Genomic DNA, 20386 nt, shown 5'->3' on the forward strand with positions numbered 1-20386 from the left:
GATCTTGGTCCTCGTCGCTCCCGTGTACGGCGTTGCGCTGCTCATCGCCGGTCCTCAATACGCTTCGATACCTGCTGCGGACGCAGCACCCTCGGCAACGCGGCTCGTTGCGTCTGGCGTCTCCGCGGCGATCTTGTATCGCGGTCACGCCCTGGCCGGATCCACCGGCCGGTGTGAGGAGATCAGCCCGTGTGGACGCCGAGCGCGCTCTATCCCGATCCGGCCGTCGAGATTCTCGACGCTTCGTTCGCCCGCTACCGGGTGTTCAGCGCCGCGGTCGAGCGGCTCGCCACCGGCTTCCGCTGGTGCGAGGGCCCGGTCTGGTTCGGGGACGGGCGCTATCTCCTGTGGAGCGACATCCCCAACAACCGGATCCTGCGCTGGGACGAGGAGAGCAACGCAATCGGCGTGTTCCGCAGGCCGTCGGGATTCGCCAACGGCAACACCCGCGACCGGCAGGGGCGGCTCGTCACCTGCGAGCATGGCGGCCGCCGGATCGTGCGCACCGAGTATGACGGGGCGCTCACGGTGCTGGCGGATTCCTTCGACGGCAGACGCCTCAACTCGCCGAACGATGTCGTCACCGCCCGGGACGGCTCGGTCTGGTTCACCGATCCGACCTTCGGCATCGCCGGGTTCTACGAGGGCGAGCGGGCCGAGTCCGAGCTGCCGCAGAACGTCTACCGCCTGGACGCGGAGACCGGCGCCCTGGAGGTGGTCGCGCACGACATCGCCGGGCCGAACGGCCTGTGCTTCTCGCCGGACGAATCGCGTCTCTATCTCGTCGAATCCCGCGGGGAGCCGACCCGGCGCATCGTCGCCTTCGACGTGGTCGGCGGCCGGGCCCTGCGCGACCGCCGGGTCCTGATCGATGCCGGGCCGGGCACGCCGGACGGGATCCGCTGCGATACCGACGGCAACCTCTGGTGCGGCTGGGGCATGGGCGACCACGCCCTCGACGGCGTGATGGTGTTCAACCCGGACGGACGCTTGATCGGCCGCATCCGGCTGCCGGAGCGCTGCGCCAATCTCTGCTTCGGCGGCCGCCACCGGAACCGCCTGTTCATGGCGGCGAGCCAGTCGCTCTATGCCCTCTACGTGGACACCCAGGGCTGCGCCGGCGGCTGATGCCGCGCTGGCGCGGCGGGCCTTCGACCATGCTTGACCGGGGCGGGTCGCAGGCCCACCTCCCCAGCGCCGGGGCCCGGGCCTCCTTCCGGATCGCGGATCCCCGAGGAGGCGCCGGGGCTTTGTTTTGGCATCATCGTTTCCGAACGCCGGCACGACCGTCCGGGATGATGCGTCAGCGGGACACAATCCGATGATCGATCTGTACTATTGGCCGACGCCGAACGGCCACAAGGTCACGATGTTCCTCGAGGAGGCCGGCGTTCCGTATCGGATCAAGCCGGTCAACATCGGTAAAGGCGAACAATTCAACCCGGACTTTCTCAAGATCGCCCCGAACAACCGCATGCCGGCGATCGTCGACGACGAGCCGGCCGACGGCGGCGCGCCGGTTTCTCTGTTCGAATCGGGCGCGATCCTGTTGTATCTCGCCGAGAAGACCGGGCGCTTCATCGCGGGCGATCTGCGCGGCCGGGCCGAGGTGCTGCAATGGCTGTTCTGGCAGATGGGTGGCCTCGGGCCGATGCTCGGCCAGAACCATCACTTCTCGCAATATGCCCCCGAGAAGATCGACTACGCGATCAAGCGCTACGTGAACGAGACCAACCGGCTCTACGGCGTGCTCGACCGGCGGCTGGCCGACAGGCCCTTCGTGGCAGGCTCCGAATACTCGATCGCCGACATGGCCTGCTACCCGTGGATCGTGCCGTGGGAGAAGCAGGGCCAAAAGCTCGACGACCACCCCAACCTCAAGCGCTGGTTCACCGCGATCGCGGAGCGGCCCGGCACCCAGGCGGCCTATGCCCGGGCGCCCGAGGTCAATCCCGATTACGGCCAGACCATGAGCGAGGACGCCAAGAAGGTGATGTTCGGCCAGACCGCCGCGACCACCAAGCGCTGACCCGTCCATGACCGGCACGCGGACCGCTCTCCCCCTGCGGGTGATCCACAGGGGCTGGAACACCTTCGGCATCGCCACGCTCACCCAGCCCGACGGCAGCACGGTGCCGCGGGCCCTGGAGGACCATGGCGAGGCGGCCTGCGTGCTGCCCTACGATCCCGAGCGGCGGGTCGCCCTGCTCGTCCGGCAGAGCCGGGTCGGCCCGGCCTTCTGGGGCGAGCCCCCGGCCCTCGACGAGGCGCCCGCAGGGGGCCTCGACGGCGGCGAGCCGGAGGAGACCGCGATCCGCGAGGCGATGGAGGAGGCGGGCTTGCGGCTCGCGCGGCTCGAACCCGTAGCCCACGCCTACAGCATGCCGAGCGTCTCCTCCGAACGGCTGTGGCTCTACCTCGCCCCCTACACGCAGGCCGACCGGGTCGGACCGGGCGGCGGATTGCCGGGCGAGGGCGAGCAGGTCGAGGTGCTGGAGCTGCCCCTGGCCACCCTGGCGGAGCAGGTGCGCTCCGGCCATCTGGCCGACCTCAAGACCCTGGTCCTGGTCCAGGCGCTGATGCTGCGCCGTCCCGAGCTGTTCACCGCATGATCCGGCCCGACGCCCCGATCGACGCCGTCCTGGCCGAGATGCTGGCCTTCGCCGAGGAGGCGGCCCCGCTGGCGCTCGCGATGCGGGCGGCCGGGCTGTCCATGACCAACAAGGGCCCGGATCTCGGCCAGGCCCTCACCGAGGCCGACCTCGCCGTCAGCCGCCTGCTCCACGCCCGGTTCGGCCCCGACCTGATCGAGGAGGAGGCCGCCGACGCTCTGGGCCACGCGGACGCCAAGGCCATGCTGGCCCGGGATGCCTGGACCTTCGTGGGCGACCCGATCGACGGCACACGGCCCTTCGCGGGCGGGCTGTCGGGCTGGGGCGTGATGGTGGCGGCCTGCCGCGACGGGTGGCCGCGCGCCGGCGTGATGAACCTGCCGGCCTGGAACGGGGACCGATCCGGCCCCGCCCGCATCGAATCCGCCGAGGCGGCCCGGGGCATCCTGTTCGCGGTCTATGAGGGCCGGGCGTTCTGGGCGCCGACCCGGGGCGGGCGCCGGACGGAAGCCCTGCGCGCGCTGAAACCCACCCCGAGCCGCACCGGCCATGTCGGCTGGCTTGCCGTCGCGGCACAGCGCTTCACCCTGGATTACGGGCGGGCTTGGTTCCCCTGGAGCGAGGGCGGATCGATCTCGGACGCCGCGCTCCTGGCCACCGGGCGGCTCGACGCGACGGTGGTCAACAGCATGCTGTGGGACCTGGCGCCGATCCTGCCGCTCTTCGAGGCGCTGGGCTTTCGCCTCTTCCACTGGCCTGACCTCGCCGCCCCGCCGGCGGCGTTCATCGACCTGTTCGATGCGGATTTGTCGGCCCACGACGACCTGTGGATGGTCTGTCGCGACCGGGAGCAGGCGGCCGATCTGGCGCAGGCGATCCGCAAGGCTTAGCGGCCGGGCAGAGCCCTGCAACATCAGGATCCTGCCCTGACAACCCGCTGAGGGGCACGCCCTCACGCCTCTGCGCCGCCATGAGCCATGATCGCGTCGAGCAGGCCGGGAAAGCGCGCGTCGATGTCTTGGCGGCGCAGCGAGATCAGGCAGCGCATCCCTTCGGGCCGGGTGCGCGTCACGCCGGCCTCACGGAGGATCTTGAGATGATGCGTCATGGTCGAGCGCGGCACGCTCTCGGCCAGAAGATCGCCGGACGCGCGCTCGCCCGTCTTCATCAGCTCCGACACGACCGCCAAGCGGGTCGGATCGCTCAGCGCGAACAGGACCCGGTGTAGCGTCAGGTCCGCGAGGTCGGGGTGAAAGAACTTGCGTGGGCTCATGACGGCGTCTATGTACGATTTTCGTCGTACATCGTAAAGAGGGCGGCGAGACATGAAGCGGATCGCGATTCTGGCGTTCGGGATGTTCGCCCTGGGCTTGGATGCGTATGTGGTCGCGGGATTGCTGCCGGGGATCGGCGCTGCGTTCGGCGTCCAGCCCGGCGAGGCCGGGCAGGCCGTCACGGTCTTCACCTTGGCCTACGCGCTGGCCGCCCCGGTCTGCGCCACGCTCCTGGCCGGCAAGCCGGTGCGCCGGATCCTCGGCCTGGCGCTCGCGGTGTTCACCCTGGCCAATGCGCTGAGCGCGCTGGCGACCGGCCTGTGGGGGCTGCTCCTGGCCCGGGCGCTCGCCGGGCTCGCGGCCGGCCTGTACGCCCCAGTCGCGATCGCGTCGGCGGCGGCCTTGGTCGAGCCCGGCCGCAAGGGGCGCGCCTTGGCGCTGACCCTGGGCGGGATGAGCACCGGGACGGTCATCGGCGTGCCGGCCGGGCTATGGATCGCAAACCGGTTCGGCTGGCAGGGCGCCCTCTGGATGGTGGCGATCCTGGGTGCCGTCGCGACGGCGGCGATCCTGGCGCGCCTGCCCGACATCGAGGCCGCCGAGCCGCCATCCTGGCGGGCGCGCCTGGCCCTGCTGGCGGACGCGCCCGTGGTCGCCACGGTGACGGTCACGTTCCTCACCGCCATCGCCAGCCTCGGCCTCTACACCTATCTGGCGCCACTTCTGGACCGGGCCGGCCTCGGCGGTGCCGCGGCCTCGTATTTCTGGGCCTGGGGCATCGGCGGGATGGTGGGAAGCTTCTCGGTCGGACCGCTCATCGACCGGACGCGCGATCCCCGCCGGGTGATGGCGATCATCCTGGCCGCCCTGACGCTCGCGCTCGCTTCCCTGCCGGGCCTCCTCGGCGCCTCGCTGCTCGGCTACCTGCCGCTGCTGGTCTGGGGCGCGATGGGCTGGGCCTCGCAGGCGCCCCAGCAGCATGCGCTGCTCCACCTTCGCCCCGACCACGGCAGCGTCGCCGTCGCGTTGAACAGCTCGGCGAATTATCTCGGCGGCGCGGCCGGCGCGGCGCTCGGCGGCGTGGTGGTCACGCTGGCCGGTATCTCCGCCCTACCGGCGGCGGCCGCCGCCGTGGCGGCCGGGGGCCTCGCGCTGCAGATGGCGATCCTGGCCCGGGGCCGGCGCGTCGCGACCGGCTGATGCAGTGGATCGTGGGCAGCATTCTGGCTGGAGAAGCCCGATGACAAAAAGGACGGCGCGCCCTGATCCGGCGCGCCGCCCCGTTCGAAGACCGAGACGCTCAGTTCAGAGCCACGTTCGGCGGCCGGCGCTCGGCGCCGACCGTGACGTCGCCAATCATCAGGCCCATCGGGCCCAGCCGGACCGGCACCGTCTCACCGTCGTGGATCTTGCCCGACAGGACCAGCTCGGCCAGCGGATCCTGCACGTTCTTCTGGATCACCCGCTTGAGCGGCCGCGCCCCGTAGGCCGGGTCGTAGCCCTTGTCGGCGAGCCAGATCTTGGCCTCCTCGTCGAGGTCCAGGGTGATCTTGCGATCCTCCAGAAGCTTCGCTAGGCGCCCGAGCTGGATCTCGACGATCGCGCCCATCTCCGACCGCGCTAGGCGGTGGAACAGGATGATCTCGTCGACCCGGTTCAGGAATTCCGGCCGGAAGTGGCTTCGCACCACGTTCATCACCTCCTCGCGGACCGCCTCGGTGTCCTCGCCCGCGGGCTGGTTCACCAGGTACTCGGCCCCGAGATTCGAGGTCATGATCAGCAGCGTGTTGCGGAAGTCGACCGTCCGCCCCTGTCCGTCCGTGAGCCGGCCGTCGTCGAGGACCTGCAGCAGGACGTTGAACACGTCCGGATGCGCCTTCTCGATCTCGTCGAACAGCACGACCTGGTAGGGCCGGCGCCGCACCGCCTCGGTCAGCGCGCCGCCTTCCTCGTAGCCGACATAGCCCGGAGGCGCGCCGATCAGGCGGGCGACCGCGTGCTTCTCCATGTACTCGGACATGTCGATGCGCACGAGCGCCGTGTCGTCGTCGAACAGGAAGCCGGCGAGCGCCTTGGTCAGCTCGGTCTTGCCGACGCCCGTGGGGCCGAGGAACATGAACGAGCCGATCGGCCGGTTCGGGTCCTGCAGCCCGGCCCGGGCGCGCCGGACCGCGGTCGAGACCGCCTCCACCGCCTCCCGCTGGCCGACGACGCGCTTGGCCAGCGCCTCCTCCATGGCCAGCAGCTTCTCGCGCTCGCCCTCGAGCATCTTGTCCACCGGCACGCCGGTCCAGCGGGAGACCACGCCGGCGACGTGGGCGGGCGTGACCGCCTCCTCCATCATGCCGTCGCGGCCGCCCTCGGCCTTCGCCTCGATCTCGGCGAGCTGCTTCTCCAGGCCCGGGATCACCCCGTAGGCGAGCTCACCCGCGCGCTGGTACTGGCCCTGGCGCTGGGCCGCGGCCAACTCGTTGCGCGCCTCGTCGAGCTTCTTCTTGAGGCCGGCGGCCGTGCCGAGCTTGTCCTTCTCGGCCTTCCACCGGGCGGTGATCGACGCCGAGCGCTCCTCGAGATCGGCCAGCTCCTTCTCCAGGCGGACCAGCCGGTCGCGCGAGGCGGAATCGGTCTCCTTCTTGAGCGCCTCGGCCTCGATCTTGAGCCGCACGATCTCGCGGTCGATCGAATCGAGCTCTTCCGGCTTCGAATCGACCTGCATCCGCAGGCGCGAGCCGGCCTCGTCGATCAGGTCGATCGCCTTGTCGGGCAGGAACCGGTCGGTGATGTAGCGGTTCGAGAGCGTCGCGGCCGCCACCAGGGCCGAATCCTGGATGCGCACGCCGTGGTGCTGCTCGTACTTCTCCTTAAGGCCGCGCAGGATCGAGACCGTGTCCTCCACGGTCGGCTCCGACACGAAGACCGGCTGGAAGCGGCGGGCGAGCGCGGCGTCCTTCTCCACGTGCTTGCGGTACTCGTCCAGCGTGGTGGCGCCGACGCAGTGCAGCTCGCCGCGGGCGAGCGCGGGCTTGAGCAGGTTCGAGGCGTCCATCGCCCCGTCCGCCTTCCCGGCGCCGACCAGCGTGTGCATCTCGTCGATGAACAGGATGATGCCGCCCTCAGCCGCGGTGACCTCGGAGAGCACGCCCTTCAGCCGCTCCTCGAACTCGCCGCGATACTTCGCACCGGCGATCAGCGAGCCCATGTCGAGGGCCAGCAAGCTCTTGTCGCGCAGGCTCTCGGGCACGTCGCCGTTGACGATGCGCAGCGCCAGCCCCTCGACGATCGCGGTCTTGCCGACGCCGGGCTCGCCGATCAGGACGGGATTGTTCTTGGTGCGCCGGGACAGGACCTGGATGGTCCGCCGGATCTCCTCGTCGCGGCCGATCACCGGATCGAGCTTGCCGTCCCGGGCGGCCTCGGTGAGGTCGCGGGCATATTTCTTCAGCGCGTCGTAGGCGTTCTCGGCCGAGGCGTTGTCGGCGGTGCGGCCCTTGCGCAGCGCGTTGATCGCCGCGTTGAGAGAGGCGGGCGTCACGCCCGCCGCCTGCAGCGCGCGGCCGGCCTCGGAATCCTTCTCCACCGCCAGAGCGAGGAGCAGGCGCTCCACCGTGACGTAGGAATCGCCGGCCTTCTTCGCCGCCTGCTCGGCGGTGTCGAACAGGCGCATCAGCTCGCGCGTCGCCTGCGGGGCCGAGGCGTTGCCGGATACCTTCGGCTGTTTTGCCAGCCACTGATCGGTCTGTGCCAGCGCGACTCGCGACTGGCCGCCGGCGCGGTCGATCAGACCGGCGCACAGGCCTTCGGGATCGTCGAGCAACACCTTGAGCAGGTGCCCCGGCTGAAGCTGCGGATGGCCCTCGCGCATCGCGAGGTTCTGCGCCGCCTGGACGAAGCCGCGGGCGCGCTCGGTGTAGATGTCGAAATTCATGCGTGTCTCACCCTCCCGTGCCGGCATCCGCCGCCCGAGATGGCGCGGCCCTGCCGAAACGTCGCCCCCCGGCTATCCGCCGCGTCGGGGCCCCGGCGCCGAAAGCCACCGGTAGACCCGATGTGGTGTTGTATTTGCGCACCACAAGGGGCCGGGGACTTGCGCGGCACAGCTTTTCCGCGCCACCTTCCCGGCATGCAAGCCGCGCTCGAAATCGGCCTCCTCGGCCTCTACCGCTACCCCGTGAAGGGGCTGAGTCCCGAGCCTCTGGAACGGGCCGAGCTGGAGACCAGCGGCTTTTTCCCGGGGGACCGGCTCTACGCCATCGAGAACGGGCCTTCGGGCTTCAACCCGGTGGCGCCGCGGCACCAGCCCAAGACCAAGTACCTGATGCTGATGCGCGACGAGGCGCTGGCCCTCCTGCGCACCCGCTACGACGATTCCACCGCCACGCTCACGGTGGCGCATGGCGGGGAAACCCTGGCCTTCCGGCTCGATACGGAGGCCGGTCGGGACGGGCTCGCCGACCTGATGCGGCGCTATCTTCCGGACAGCCTGCGGGGTGAGCCGAAAGTGCTCGCGGCGCCGCCGCAATACCGCTTCACCGATTCGCCCACCGGCTACGTCTCGCTGATCAACCGCGCGAGCGTGGCGGCCGTGGAGGATTATCTCGGCGCGCCGGTCGACCCGCTGCGCTTCCGGGGCAACCTGCTGGTCGAGGGGCTGGCACCGTTCGCCGAGCTGGACATGGTCGGGCGGGTGATCGAGGCGCCGAGCGGGCTGCGGCTCAAGATCACCAAGCGCACCGTGCGCTGCGCCGCCACCAACGTCGATCCGGTGAGCGGCGTGCGCGACCACGACATCCCCTGGACCCTCGACGCGCGGCTCGGCCATCGCGACCTCGGCGTCTATGCCGAGGTGATCGCCGGTGGCGCGCTCGCCGTGGGCGATACGCTGCGACCCGTGAGCTGAGCCGCGCGGCCTAGAGCCGCGCGACGTAGGCCGCTAGATCCTTGATGTCGGCCTCGCTCAGCCCCTGCGCAACCTCGTTCATCGCCGGGTCGTAGCCCGGCCGGGCGTTCGACTTGTAGGCCGTGAGCGCCCGGGCGAGATATTCCTCGCGCTGCGCCCGGATCCGGGGAATCGCGTCCCGGCCGGCGAGGTCGGCGCCGTGGCAGGAATTGCACTGGTGCTTGGAGACGAGCGCCTGGGCGCGCGCCACCAGGGCCGGGTCCGCGGCCGGGCCCGACCAGGCCGGTGCCGGCAGGGTCGCGACCGCGTCGGCATAGGCGCGCAGGTCGTCGTCGGAGAAGCCGGCGGCGACGTCGTTCATCGGCGGGGCCTCGCGCTGCTTCTCCCGGAACTGGAACAGCTGCGTGACGACGTAATCCGCCTGCTGTCCGCCGAGCGAGGGCACGCCGTCGGTCTCGGACGTGCCGGTCCCGTGGCAGGCCACGCAGGGAGCCAGACGCTCCTGCATGGCCGCATCGGGTGCGGCCAGCGCCGCACCGGCCAGCAGGACGCCGAGGGCCGGCGCGAACCCCCGGATCGCCCCGATCCTCGAGACAGCGCGCATCACTGGCCGTAGCTGACGCGGTAGATCGCGCCGTTGTAATCGTCCGAGACGAGCAGCGCCCCGTCCTTGGCGACCAGCACGTCCACCGGCCGGCCGGCATATTTGTTGTCCTGGAGGAAGCCGGTCAGGAACGGCTCGACGGAGGCGACCTTGCCGTCCGGGCCCGGCCGCGCGACGACCACGTCGCCGCCGAGCTTGGCCGTGCGGTTCCAGGACCCGTGCCGGGCGATGAAGGCCGCGTCCCTGTAGGCCTCCGGGAATTGCGCGCCCGTGTAGAACCGCATGCCGAGCGAGGCCGTATGCGGCCCGAGCAGGCCCGCCGGGGCGGTGAATTCCGAACAGGAATGGCCCCAGCCGAATTCCGGATCGGTGAACGTGCCCTGGTGGCAGAACGGGTAGCCGAAATGCTGCTTGCCGGGCTCGGTCAGCACGTTGAGCTCGTCGTTCGGGATATCCTCGGAGACCCAGTCGCGGCCGTTATCGGTGAACCAGAGCTGCTTGGTCTTCGGGTTCCAGTCGAACCCCACCGTGTTGCGCACGCCGCGGGCGATGACCTCGGCATTCTTGCCGTCGAGATCCATTCGACGGATCTGCGCGTGGGTGTCCGGCGGAAGCACGATGTTGCCGGGTGCGCCGATCGGCACGTAGAGCTTGTTGTCCGGCCCGATGGCGATGAACTTCCAGCCATGGGCCTCGTCCTTCGGCAGGTCGTCGTAGACGAGGCTCGGCTTCCCGGCGCCGTCGAGGTGCTGGGCGATGTCGTCGTAGCGCCAGATCTTCGACAGCTCGGCCACGTAGAGCGCGCCGTCATGGAACGCGACGCCGTTCGGCCGATGCAGGCCGGACGCGATGGTCTTGACCGCGCGCTTGCCGTCCGGGCCGGCCTGCGGCAGCACCGCGTAGACCTTTCCGACCGTGCGGGTACCGACGAACAGCGTCCCGTCCGGCGCCTGCGTCATCGAGCGGGCATTGGCGAGGCCGCTGGCATAGACCTCGACCTTGAAGCCCTCCGGAACCTTGAGCTTGTCGAGCGGCAGCTTGGCGGCGGCCGTCGCCAGGGGCGGCCCGGCGACCGGCGCGAGCTTGGCCGCGTCACCGCCCTCGGGCCGACCATAGAGCGCCGAGCCGCGGTCGATCTGCACGCTGGCCGGTGGCGCGGAGCTCGCCGGCGTCTCCTGGGCACGCGATCCGCCCGGGGCCAGGGTTCCGAGGCCCAGGCAGGCGAGCGCGGCGGCGAGCCCACGCGTCAGAATCGGCTTGGTGGCTGGCGTCATGATGCCTCCCGATATGGCCGGGCTCTTCGCGCGCCCGATCCGGTCTGCACTCATTATTCAACGTCTGGCCGCGGGACGCGAGCCCTTGGACAACCCTGACGCGACAGCGGCATGCGGCCGTCACCCGCCTTTCGCGTGCCAGCGTCGCCGGCTGCCGTCTCCGGGCGGCCGCGCCGTTGACGCTCGTGGCCGGTCCCGTCCGCGAAAACCTTGCGTTTTGTCGAGTGATCTCCGAAAACGCGCGCGTCCGGAACGCTTGAGCTTGGCCGGGGACCGCGGCGCCGACGCAGCGGCCCGGCGGGGGCGGCGTTCCGATCCGGTTCGAGGACACGGTTCGATGATCGATTACGCGCAGGCGCGGCGGATGATGGTCGATTGCCAGTTGCGGACCTTCGACGTGAACGACAACGCGGTGCTCGACGCGTTCGAAACGGTGCCGCGCGAGGCCTTCGTGCCCCCGGGCCGCGAGCCGTTCGCCTATATCGATCAGACCCTGCGGCTCGATGGCGCGAACGGCGAGAGCCGCTGCCTGCCGGCGCCGATGGTGCTGGCCCGGATGATCCAGGCCCTGAAGATCCGGCCCGGCGCCAAGGCCCTCGATGTCGGCACCGGCACCGGCTACGCGGCCGCCGTGATGGCGCATCTCGGCGCGGCGGTGACGGCGCTCGAATCGGTGCCGGACCTCGCCGAGAAGGCCCGCGCTAAGCTGGGCTCCTCGGTCCGGGTGATCGAGGGGCCGCTCCAGGCGGGGGCCCCCAAGGAGGGGCCGTTCGACGTGATCCTGATCAACGGCCGCGTCGAGGTCCGGCCGCAGGCGCTGCTGGATCAGCTCAAGGATGACGGCCGCCTCGCCTGCGTGTTTGGTCCGCACCGCAACGCCAAGGCGACCCTGTTCGTGCGCGCCGGCGACGCCTTCGGCTCGCGCCCGCTGTTCGACGCCTCGCTGCCGCTCCTCGACGCCTTCGCGGCCGAAGTCGGGTTCGCGTTCTGAGGCCGCTGGACGGGTCTGGCCCGTCCGCGCCGGAGCTTTGGGCGGGGCGACGACATTCGCGGCCGCGCAGCGGTTGAGCGCCGAGACCGTTCCTGGACTTTGCGTCCGCTGGCGATGACGTGCGCCGGCCCGCCCGGTGCCACGCGTGGCGCCCTCGCGCGCGTCCTTCCATCGCCATCGGTGCGGTCTCGCTCGACGGGGCCACGGGTCAAGGCCGCGCTGCGGCGCCGTTAACCGTGTCATCGCAGTCCCGGGCCCGCGCGTCGTCCGGACGCCCTGTCGCGCCCTGACCGTCCCGCGCCTCGGCAATCTGCCGATCTTTGCCCTGGACCGAAACTATATACACCGTCTAATAAGGCAAAATATAATCGCTAAAACTCACTGACATTGCAGGTATCCCAAATGGGCGCACGCTTGATGAGGAATAAATGGGTATTCCCGGCCGTTGCAGCCTTGGCCGGCCTCGCCACGGTCGCGGGATGCCGGGAGCTGAAAGCGCAGGGTGAGCCGCTGCAGCTCTGTCGGTACAAGAAGGTCTTCGCCGACGATTTCAACGACTTGAGCGTTTCGAAGTCCAACAACGAGCGGACGCGGTGGTCGGCGCACACGCCCTGGAACGGCGATTTCGGCGATGCCCAGTTCATCGATCCGATCGACATCTTCGCCGACCCCGAGAAGAACGCGCCGTTCATCGTCAAGGACGGGATCCTGAAGATCCGGGCGCGCAAGCACGACAACGGAAAGTGGACCTCCGGGCTGATCTCCTCGGCCGATCCCACCACCGCGGGCTTTGCCCTGATGTACGGGTATTTCGAGGCCCGGATGAAGCTTCCGCCGGGCCCCGGGGTGTGGCCGGCCTTCTGGTTGAACGCCAACAACCCGAAGGACGACAAGACACCGTCGGTGGAGATCGACGTGCTGGAATATTATGGCCAGTTCCCGGACGGATTCCATTCGGTCTGGCACATCTGGGACAAGACCGATCCGAAGAAGAACCGCGGCGGCGAGATCGTCACCTCGGTGCCGAGCGGCTCGCTTAACGAAAGCTTCCACACCTATGGTGTCGACGTCACGAAGGAGTGGGTCGTCTTCTATCTCGACCGCCGCGAGATCGGCCGGACCCCGACCCCGCCCGAGCACACCAAGCCCTTGATGATCCTCGTCAACCTCGCCCTCGGCTCCGGCTGGCCGATCGACAAGACCCCCAACCCCTCCGATCTGCTGGTCGATTACGTCTACGCCTTCGCCCCCGACGAGACGAAGCGCGACGCCGTCTGCAAGGAATAGGGCGGGTTCGCCCAGGGCTGCGGGCTCGAAGCGCGGCCCGCAGCGCCCTTCGCCGGACGGGCTGCCGGTTCGGCGAGGACGGAGAGGTCCGGGTGGGGCGCGCTTCCTTCCGACGCGCGATCGGCGCCGGACCCCGACAAGCTTGTTCGGCAGCAAAGTCGCGCACGAATATTGTTAACCGGCAATCCGTCCAGCGATTTTGGCTGGATAGACCGCAATCGCGGTTGCCACGCTCCGGATAGGTCGGGCATGCCGGAGACGCGACCCGGCGATCGGCCCGCCGCGGCTATACGCGCGGGTTTAAAGGGCTAAAAGGCATCATGCTCCTCCCCAAGACAGCTGCTGCCCGGATCATTTCCTGCGACGTATTTGATACGCTGCTCTATCGGGATCATCGCTCGGAACGTCAGCGGTTCAACGACATCGCCGTGCTCGCTGCGCAGCGCCTGGCCGCCGAGCGGGGCATCGTGCGGCATCCCGGTGCGATCTACGACGCCCGCCTCGACGTCCAGAAGCAGGCCTATCGAGCCCTCGACCTCTCCTGCCCAACGGGGGACGTCCGGTTCGCCGACATGATCGACGCGATGGCGCGGATCCTCTCTCTCGATGCCCAGGCGGCGGAGATCCTGCATCACGCCGAGATCGCGATCGAGATCGCCCAGTTGACCGCCAATACGGTCCTCCTGGACTGGCTCCGCGCGCAGGCCCGGAGCGGATGCAGGATCATCGCGGTCAGCGACACGTATCATCGGGGCGAGACGATCGCGCAGCTGCTCGCCGCCCGCGCGCCCGACCATCCCGTCGCCCAGATCTATGCCAGCGCCGACCACAACGCGACCAAGCGCACCGGCGCCCTGTTCGAGGTCGTGCTGCGCCAGGAAGGCGTCGCGGCCGCCGATATCCTGCATATCGGCGACGATACTAAAGCGGATGTGACGATGGCCCAGGCCGCGGGCCTGCGCTCCCTGCAGGTGCTGCGGCCGAAGCATCTCGTGTTCCGGCGCCGGGCCGACGCCCTGCAGGCCCGCGCGCTCCACGGGTTCCGGATCCGTGCGGCGCATACGCAGCGCGCGGGCGCACCCGCATGAGCGTACCCGATGTCGACCGGCTCGACGCCGAGACGTTCGGGCGTGTCGTGCTGGGCCCGATCCTGGCCGAATTCTGCCTCCGTCTCTGGCTGTTCGAGCGCTTCCTCCAAGGGGACGAGGCCGTCCTGCTTTTCTGCGCCCGCGGCGGCCTGCGGCTGAGACTCGCCTATGAGCGCTTCCTCGACCGTACCGCCCTGCCGCAGCGGGTGCCGCACGCCGACCTGATGGTGTCGCGCCTCGTCGCGGCCCGGACCGCCTTCGACCCGCCGAGCCCGGGCGTCCTGTCCGAGCTGGAGCGCGAGTTCAGCGGCCAGTCGATGGCCGAGATCGCCGCCGCCCTGGCGCAGCGCGACGATCTCGACCTGCCGCCGCCCTGGCACGCGCCGTTCGAGACGGAAACGTTCATCGCGCTCCTGGCGGGCGACGAGCCCGGCGTGGTGGCGCTCCACCGCGCGGTCGCGGAGCAGGATGGGCTGTTTCGCGCCCATCTCGCGGCCTGTACCGGCGGCCGCCGCCACGGCGTCCTGGTCGATACCGGCCTCTACGGCAGCACGGTCCGGATCCTTCAGGAGGGCATCCCGGACCGGCAATGGTCCGGCCTCCAATTCGCCCGTTGCAATTACAAGGGGCTTCCCACGCCGCATTTCGCGCGGACATTCGGCCTCAGCGTCGAGAGCGACGCGTACAAGCCCTGGGAGGTCCGGACCTCGGCGCTCCGGTTCTGGCAGCTGATCGAGTCCTGCCTCGAGCCGGACCTGGCGAGCGTTCGCACCTTCACGGCCGGCGCCGACGGCGCTGCGCCGCGCGCCAACCTTCAGGTTCCCGGCTGGGAGAGCCGCGTCGCGCCCGAGCAGCCCGGCTTGTTCTCCGGTGTCCTGGCCGCCATCGACAGCCTCACGCCGGAATCGCTCCATCGCGTCCCGCAGGATGCGGCGCGGGCCTGGCAGCAACTCAAGGATGCGGTGGTCTGGCCGGACGCGCAGGCGGTGGCGACCTTGAGCCTCGGGCACCGATCCCGGGATTTCGGGCGAACCGAGCTGCGGGCGCAATTTGCCGGTCCCGGCGCGGCGAGCCCGTTGAAGCAGATCCGCGAAAGCCTGTGGCGCGAAGGGGCCGTGATCCGCACGTTCCCGCGCGGCGGCCGCCTCGCGCTCTCGCTGATCGAGCTGATCTATGCCGGGCGCGCGCTGCGCTCCGAGATGCGGGCTCTGCACCGGCGCGAGCGTTGACGAGGTGCGGCACGCTGTCGGGCGACGGCGCGTTGGGCCGGGAGAGTCTTCGCGCCTGCCGATTCGGCTGCACAGAACGCCGATGTAAGTACTGATCCGGCTACAGCGCGGCTTATACAGCCTTATAGATTGCAAACAGCGACGCTCTTCAACCCATCGGCGAGCCGCCCGCGAGGGCAACCCATTGCGCGAGCGTCGCCCGTAATGGATCCACCGCAATTACGCGGACGAAAATGGATATCTGGCCAGCTATAGAAATCTCGGGCCTTAACGATCCTTCCGTTAAGCGGTTGATATTTCAATTGGAAGGTTGCTTTGCCGGGGGGCAGAGCTACAAAAATGCAATGCGCGGTGAAGCCATATTGGCTGTCGAAACGTTGATGGCAGGACGAACTCAGTTCCCCGTCACACCTATGCCTGGGGATGACCAGTATGCTTGAAATATACCAAAGCGAGACGTATGCGGAGAATAATCCAGGCTGGCACGAGGAAGACGCGCCCTGGAAAGCCAAGCAGATCGCTCAGATCATCAACAAGAACGCCATCACGTTCGATACGCTCTGCGAGGTCGGCTGCGGGACCGGGGACATCCTTCTCAACCTAGAGCGTTCCTTCGGCTTCTCGAAGGGCTACGGCTACGAGGTCTCCCCGCATGCCTATCGGCGGGCCAAGACCAAGGAGACCGACCGGACCAAATTCCACCTCGAGAGCGTGTTCGATACCGCGGCGGCGCCGTTCGACGTGATGCTGGTGATCGACGTGATCGAGCATGTGGAAGATTACCTCGGCTTCGCGAAGCAGCTGCGTCCCCTGGCGAAATACAAGATCTTCCACATCCCGCTTGACCTGTCGGTGCAGTCGCTTGCCCGGGAGCGACCGATCATGAACCTGCGAAAGGGTGTCGGCCACCTGCACTATTTCTTCAAGGAATCGGCGCTCGCGACCCTGCGGGACTGCGGATACAACATCATCGACCACGCCTATACGGCGGGACGCCTCGAACTGCCCAACCAGGCGACGTCCAGCAAGCTGATGAAGATCCCGCGCCGGGCCATGTTCGCGCTCAACCAGGATCTCACCGTGCGGATCCTCGGCGGCTATTCCCTGCTGGTGCTGGCGGAATAGGCCCCGCGATCCGGTCTGGTCCGGGCCGGATCGATCCCGACGCGCAGATGCCACGACGCGGCGCCGCTGCTCTCAAGGGCAGCGGCCGTTTCTTGTACACGGCTGAGCGATAGCGTAGGGAACTGTGGCCTTAAGGGGCATTTACCAGTAATATCGCTGTGATAGTGCAAAACGGCCCGCAGCAATTGAAACGGACGTCGCGGCCTGGAAGGGTCGGGTTGGACGGCAAAAATAGTGACAAGCACTATCGAGCATATTGGATAGATTAATATTTTATATGACGAATCGCAATAGGAGTATATCGTCAGCATGAAAGCGGCTGAATCGTTCGGGATCAATGGTCGCTTCCTGACGCAATCGATGACCGGCGTTCAGCGCTACGCGTTGAACGTGACCCGGGCGATCAGCCAGGCCATGTCCGTGCAGGGATCCACGATCCCCCTGCTCGCGCCGCCCGGCGCCCAGGATCCTGGCCTGGACGGGACGCCGCTCAAGCTCGTCGGCCGCTCGGGCGGCCATGCCTGGGAGCAGGCCGTCCTGCCGCGCGCCTGGCCGGGTCGGCTGCTCAACCTCTGCAACACCGCCCCGGCCTTCAAGGCGGATCAGGTCGTCTGCATCCACGACGCCAACGTCTTCCTAGAGCCGGAGAGCTACAGCGCGTCGTTCCGGGCGTTCTACAAGACGCTCCAGCCCCTGCTGGCCCGGCGCGCGGCGCGGATCGCCACCGTCTCGACCTTCTCGGCCGGGCAGATCGCGCAGCATCTGTCGCTGAAGGCCTCCGACATCCTCGTCCTCCCCAACGGGCACGAGCATGTCCAGGCGTGGGATCCGAACCAGGCGACCCGGGCGCCGTCGGCCCTGCGCCGCAATCCGGACGGGAGCGAGCGCCCCTTCGTCCTGGCGCTCGGCTCGCGCGCGCGACACAAGAATCTCGGCCTGCTGCTCGGCCTGGCCGGCGAGTTCGCGACCCTCGGCGTCGACCTGATCATCGCCGGCGGGCAGGCGGGCATCTTCGCCGCGGAGGATCTGCAGCGCAGCGCGAACGTGCAGCATCTCGGCTTCGTGAGCGATCACGATCTGGCCTACCTCCTCGAGCGCGCCCTGTGCCTGGCCTTCCCCTCGCTGACCGAAGGCTTCGGTCTGCCGGCGCTCGAGGCGATGGCCCGGGGCTGCCCGGTCATCTCCACCGACCGGGCGAGCCTGCCGGAGATCTGCGGCACCGCCGCGCTCCTGGCGCCCCCGGACCAGCCGCATCTCTGGCTGGCGCATGTCCGGACGCTGCTGGCGAGTGCCGACCTCCGTCAGGATCTGATCGGCCGCGGCCGGCTCCAGGCGGCCCGGTTCTCCTGGGCCGACACGGCGCAGGGCTACCTGGACGTGATGCAGGCGCCGCAGCGGCGGGATGTCGGGCGCCCCCGCACCGCTTCCGCCCCGCCCAGCATCGCCGTGGTCATCGCGACCCTGGGGCGGCCGGACGTCGTCGCCCAGACGCTGCGGCGGATCCTCGACCGGCAGACCTACAAGCCGGCCGCCGTGATGATCTCCTGCATCAAGCCGGAGGATGCCGGCGACGCCGCGAACTGGCCCGACGTCGCGGTGGTGACCGGCCGCCCCGGTCTCGCGGCGCAGCGCAACGCGGCGCTGGCCGCGCTACCCGAAGGGATCGATGTCGTCGCCTTCTTCGACGACGATTTCGTGCCCGACGCCGAGTGGCTCGATGTCGCCGCCCGGACGTTCCGCGACGAGGCGGATATCGTCGGCTTCACGGGCGACGTGCTCGCGGACGGCATCAAGGGGCCCGGCCTGACCTTCGAGGAGGTCGATCGCCTGCTCGCGGAGAGCGGGCCGGTCGTACCGGCGCCGCTGATCGAGCCGTTCAGTCCCTATGGATGCAACATGGCCTTCCGGCGTTCCGCGATCGGGGCCCTGCGGTTCGATGAGCGCCTGGTCCTCTACGGCTGGCTGGAGGACCGGGATTTCGGCGCGGCCCTCAGGGCGAAGGGCGGTCGGCTCGTGAAATGCATGGCGGCCCGCGGCGTCCACATGGGTGTGAAGGGCGGCCGGATCGCCGGGGACCGGCTCGGCTATTCGCAGGTGGTTAATCCCCTGTACATGCTGCGTAAGGGAACGATGACTTACGCTCAGGTGGCCGATCATTTATTTCGGAACTTCACCAGCAATCTGGCGCGATCAGCCGTCCCGGAGCCGTTCATCGATCGGCGCGGCCGTTTGCGAGGCAACCTGCGGGGTGCGGCCGACGCACTCCTCGGACGCCTCGAACCTGAGCGGGCCCTGCAGATCCGACGGAAAGCCGTGAGATGAGCGTGCACGATCAAAATCGGATTTCGCAGGATCGGCCTCAGGTCGTCTGGCCGTTCCCGGAGGCGACCTCCGTGGGCGTCCCGGACGGTCCCATGGCGGTGATCTCCGCCGCGCTGAAGGCCGCCAAGCGCCACAAATTCGTGGTGGCGCTCTGGATCCTGTTCTGCGTCGGCGTCGCCTTTGTCTACGCGAGCACCGCCACGCCCCTGTTCACGGCGACCGCGACGCTGCTGCTCGAGCCGCGCCGCCAGGCCGGCTCGGGCTCGGCGGAAGGCGCGGTGGCGCCGAGCCTTGATGTCGGACGCGCCGAGAGCGAGCTTCAGGTCCTGCGCTCCGAGCGCCTGCTCGCCAACGTGTTCAACAGCCTCGGCCTCGCGAACAATCCGGAATTCGGCCTTCCGCCCTCCGCCAAGGCCGAGTCGTCGGGCCTGAGCCTGAAATCCCTGCTCGGCATTCCGGAGCCGCCGCCGCCGAGCCCCGAAGTCGTTCAGCAGCGTCAGTTCGAGACCTTCGCGCAGAATTTCAGCGTCCGACGGGTCGGCCAGTCCTACGTCGTGGAGGTCTCCTACACCTCCACCAACCCGACCCAGGCGCGTCGGATCGCGAACGCCGCCGTCTCGGCCTATCTCTGGCAATCGATCGCCGCCAAGGCCGACGCCGCCAAGAACGGCGCGGAATTCCTGCAGGGCCGCGTCAACGCGCTGTCCTCGCAGGCGCGGTCGGCCGCAGCCGCGGTGGCCAGCGGCAGCCTGCCGGACGCGCCGACGCCGGACGCCGATGCCCGCGTGATCGGTGCCGCGCTCCAGCCGCTCCGGGCGTCCGCACCCCGCAAGACGCTGATCCTGGGCCTCGGCCTGACGGTGGGTCTCGTCGGCGGGCTGCTCGCCGTCGCCCTGCGGCAGGCGCTGGACCGGCGGATCCGGACCCCGCAGGATCTCGTCCAGCGCGTCGGCATCCCGTGCCTGGCCGTCATGCCCGACGTCTCGCGCAAGGGCGTCGCCGGCCGGCGCGGTCCGAGCGACCTGCGGTCCGCCACGACGCTGTGGCTCGGCAATAGCGGCTTCGCCTCCGGCATCCGCGACCTGCGGACCTCGATCCAGCTCGCCCTCTCGAGCCGCCCCGGCGACAGCGAGGCGGTCGTCGCCCTGGTCGGCTGCACCGCGAATTCCGGAACCTCGCTCATCGGGCTGAACCTCGCCCGGATCATCCGGGAGAGCGGACGTTCGGTGACGATGATCGACGCGGACATCCACGGATCCGCCCCGCGGTCCCTGACCTACGATGTCGACACTTGGGAGGGGGCTTGCCTGGCCGACCTGATCGAGGATCCCAGCCGGATTCCCGAGGCCAAGCTCCTCGATTACGGCGGGATCTCCGTGCTGCCCGCGCGCCTGCCGAACACGGCCGCCAACAGCCGCGTCTACCTCGGTGCCCCGTCCTTTCCCAAGGTGATCGACCACCTGCGGCAGACGGGCTACGTCATCCTCGACCTGCCGCCCCTGTCGGTCTCCGCCGAGACCCGGGCCGCGGCCCGGCGGGCCGATGCGGTGATCATCGTGGCCGAGGCCGGACGCACCACCGTCGACGAACTCTCGGACGCCGTGAACGGATTGCGCAGTGCCGGCGCCAGCGTCATCGGTGCCGTGCTCAACCGCGCCTAGCGTGCTGGCGCGCGCCTGGTCC

17 protein-coding genes are annotated in these 20386 nt (G+C 69.3%); 13 read left to right on the plus strand and 4 right to left on the minus strand.

Features of this window, described 5'->3' with window-relative positions; translation table 11 throughout:
• Positions 1-189 precede the first annotated feature (189 nt).
• From LGR69_RS07120 to LGR69_RS07135, 4 genes are all read left to right on the plus strand, one after another.
• A complete protein-coding gene (locus tag LGR69_RS07120; protein ID WP_230365596.1) occupies positions 190-1128 on the plus strand; it encodes an SMP-30/gluconolactonase/LRE family protein in 939 nt (312 codons plus the stop codon).
• 193 nt (positions 1129-1321) lie between these two features.
• Positions 1322-2029: a glutathione binding-like protein gene (locus LGR69_RS07125; protein ID WP_007561804.1), complete on the plus strand. Its 708-nt coding sequence runs from the start codon at positions 1322-1324 to the stop codon at positions 2027-2029.
• A gap of 7 nt (positions 2030-2036) precedes the next feature.
• A complete protein-coding gene (locus LGR69_RS07130; protein ID WP_230365597.1) occupies positions 2037-2612 on the plus strand; it encodes an NUDIX domain-containing protein in 576 nt (191 codons plus the stop codon).
• Positions 2609-3502: an inositol monophosphatase family protein gene (locus LGR69_RS07135; RefSeq protein ID WP_230365598.1), complete on the plus strand. Its 894-nt coding sequence runs from the start codon at positions 2609-2611 to the stop codon at positions 3500-3502. The genes LGR69_RS07130 and LGR69_RS07135 overlap by 4 nt, the downstream gene beginning before the upstream one ends.
• 62 nt (positions 3503-3564) lie before the next feature.
• Here LGR69_RS07135 and LGR69_RS07140 read toward each other — a convergent pair whose 3' ends face one another.
• Positions 3565-3885, minus strand: coding sequence for an ArsR/SmtB family transcription factor (locus LGR69_RS07140; RefSeq protein ID WP_007561810.1), 321 nt, complete (start codon positions 3883-3885; stop codon positions 3565-3567).
• A 52-nt stretch (positions 3886-3937) separates the two neighbouring features.
• Here LGR69_RS07140 and LGR69_RS07145 point away from each other — a divergent pair, with 52 nt between their 5' ends.
• Positions 3938-5086 carry an MFS transporter gene (locus LGR69_RS07145; RefSeq protein ID WP_230365599.1) on the plus strand — a complete coding sequence of 383 codons (1149 nt, stop codon included), beginning with the start codon at positions 3938-3940 and terminating at the stop codon, positions 5084-5086.
• A 100-nt stretch (positions 5087-5186) separates the two neighbouring features.
• Here LGR69_RS07145 and clpB read toward each other — a convergent pair whose 3' ends face one another.
• Entirely contained in the window at positions 5187-7811 is a 2625-nt protein-coding gene (gene clpB, locus LGR69_RS07150; RefSeq protein WP_007561814.1) for an ATP-dependent chaperone ClpB, read from the minus strand.
• A gap of 159 nt (positions 7812-7970) precedes the next feature.
• Between clpB and LGR69_RS07155 the strand changes: the two genes are divergently transcribed.
• Positions 7971-8783 carry an MOSC domain-containing protein gene (locus LGR69_RS07155; protein ID WP_230365600.1) on the plus strand — a complete coding sequence of 271 codons (813 nt, stop codon included), beginning with the start codon at positions 7971-7973 and terminating at the stop codon, positions 8781-8783.
• A gap of 10 nt (positions 8784-8793) precedes the next feature.
• Here LGR69_RS07155 and LGR69_RS07160 read toward each other — a convergent pair whose 3' ends face one another.
• Both LGR69_RS07160 and LGR69_RS07165 read right to left on the minus strand, forming a co-directional pair.
• Entirely contained in the window at positions 8794-9387 is a 594-nt protein-coding gene (locus LGR69_RS07160; protein WP_230365601.1) for a c-type cytochrome, read from the minus strand.
• Positions 9387-10661, minus strand: a complete 1275-nt coding sequence (locus LGR69_RS07165) for a PQQ-dependent sugar dehydrogenase (RefSeq protein WP_230365602.1) — start codon at positions 10659-10661, stop codon at positions 9387-9389. The genes LGR69_RS07160 and LGR69_RS07165 overlap by 1 nt, the downstream gene beginning before the upstream one ends.
• Before the next feature lie 337 nt (positions 10662-10998).
• Between LGR69_RS07165 and LGR69_RS07170 the strand changes: the two genes are divergently transcribed.
• From LGR69_RS07170 to LGR69_RS07200, 7 genes are all read left to right on the plus strand, one after another.
• Positions 10999-11652, plus strand: a complete 654-nt coding sequence (locus tag LGR69_RS07170; protein WP_230365603.1) for a protein-L-isoaspartate O-methyltransferase family protein — start codon at positions 10999-11001, stop codon at positions 11650-11652.
• Positions 11653-12069: 417 nt separating this feature from the next.
• Positions 12070-12939: a glycoside hydrolase family 16 protein gene (locus LGR69_RS07175; RefSeq protein ID WP_230365604.1), complete on the plus strand. Its 870-nt coding sequence runs from the start codon at positions 12070-12072 to the stop codon at positions 12937-12939.
• Positions 12940-13259: 320 nt separating this feature from the next.
• Positions 13260-14027 carry an HAD family hydrolase gene (locus LGR69_RS07180; protein WP_230365605.1) on the plus strand — a complete coding sequence of 256 codons (768 nt, stop codon included), beginning with the start codon at positions 13260-13262 and terminating at the stop codon, positions 14025-14027.
• Positions 14024-15256, plus strand: coding sequence for a glycosyltransferase (locus LGR69_RS07185; protein ID WP_230365606.1), 1233 nt, complete (start codon positions 14024-14026; stop codon positions 15254-15256). The genes LGR69_RS07180 and LGR69_RS07185 overlap by 4 nt, the downstream gene beginning before the upstream one ends.
• A 432-nt stretch (positions 15257-15688) precedes the next feature.
• Positions 15689-16381, plus strand: coding sequence for a class I SAM-dependent methyltransferase (locus LGR69_RS07190; RefSeq protein ID WP_230365607.1), 693 nt, complete (start codon positions 15689-15691; stop codon positions 16379-16381).
• Between the two features lie 309 nt (positions 16382-16690).
• Positions 16691-18703: a glycosyltransferase gene (locus LGR69_RS07195; RefSeq protein ID WP_230365608.1), complete on the plus strand. Its 2013-nt coding sequence runs from the start codon at positions 16691-16693 to the stop codon at positions 18701-18703.
• Positions 18704-18795: 92 nt separating this feature from the next.
• The gene (locus LGR69_RS07200) at positions 18796-20364 is read left to right on the plus strand and encodes a Wzz/FepE/Etk N-terminal domain-containing protein (RefSeq protein WP_230365609.1); all 1569 of its coding nucleotides are present in this window, start codon (positions 18796-18798) and stop codon (positions 20362-20364) included.
• Positions 20365-20386 lie beyond the last annotated feature (22 nt).

The organism is Methylobacterium brachiatum (genome assembly GCF_020523825.1).
GTDB lineage: Bacteria > Pseudomonadota > Alphaproteobacteria > Rhizobiales > Beijerinckiaceae > Methylobacterium > Methylobacterium brachiatum.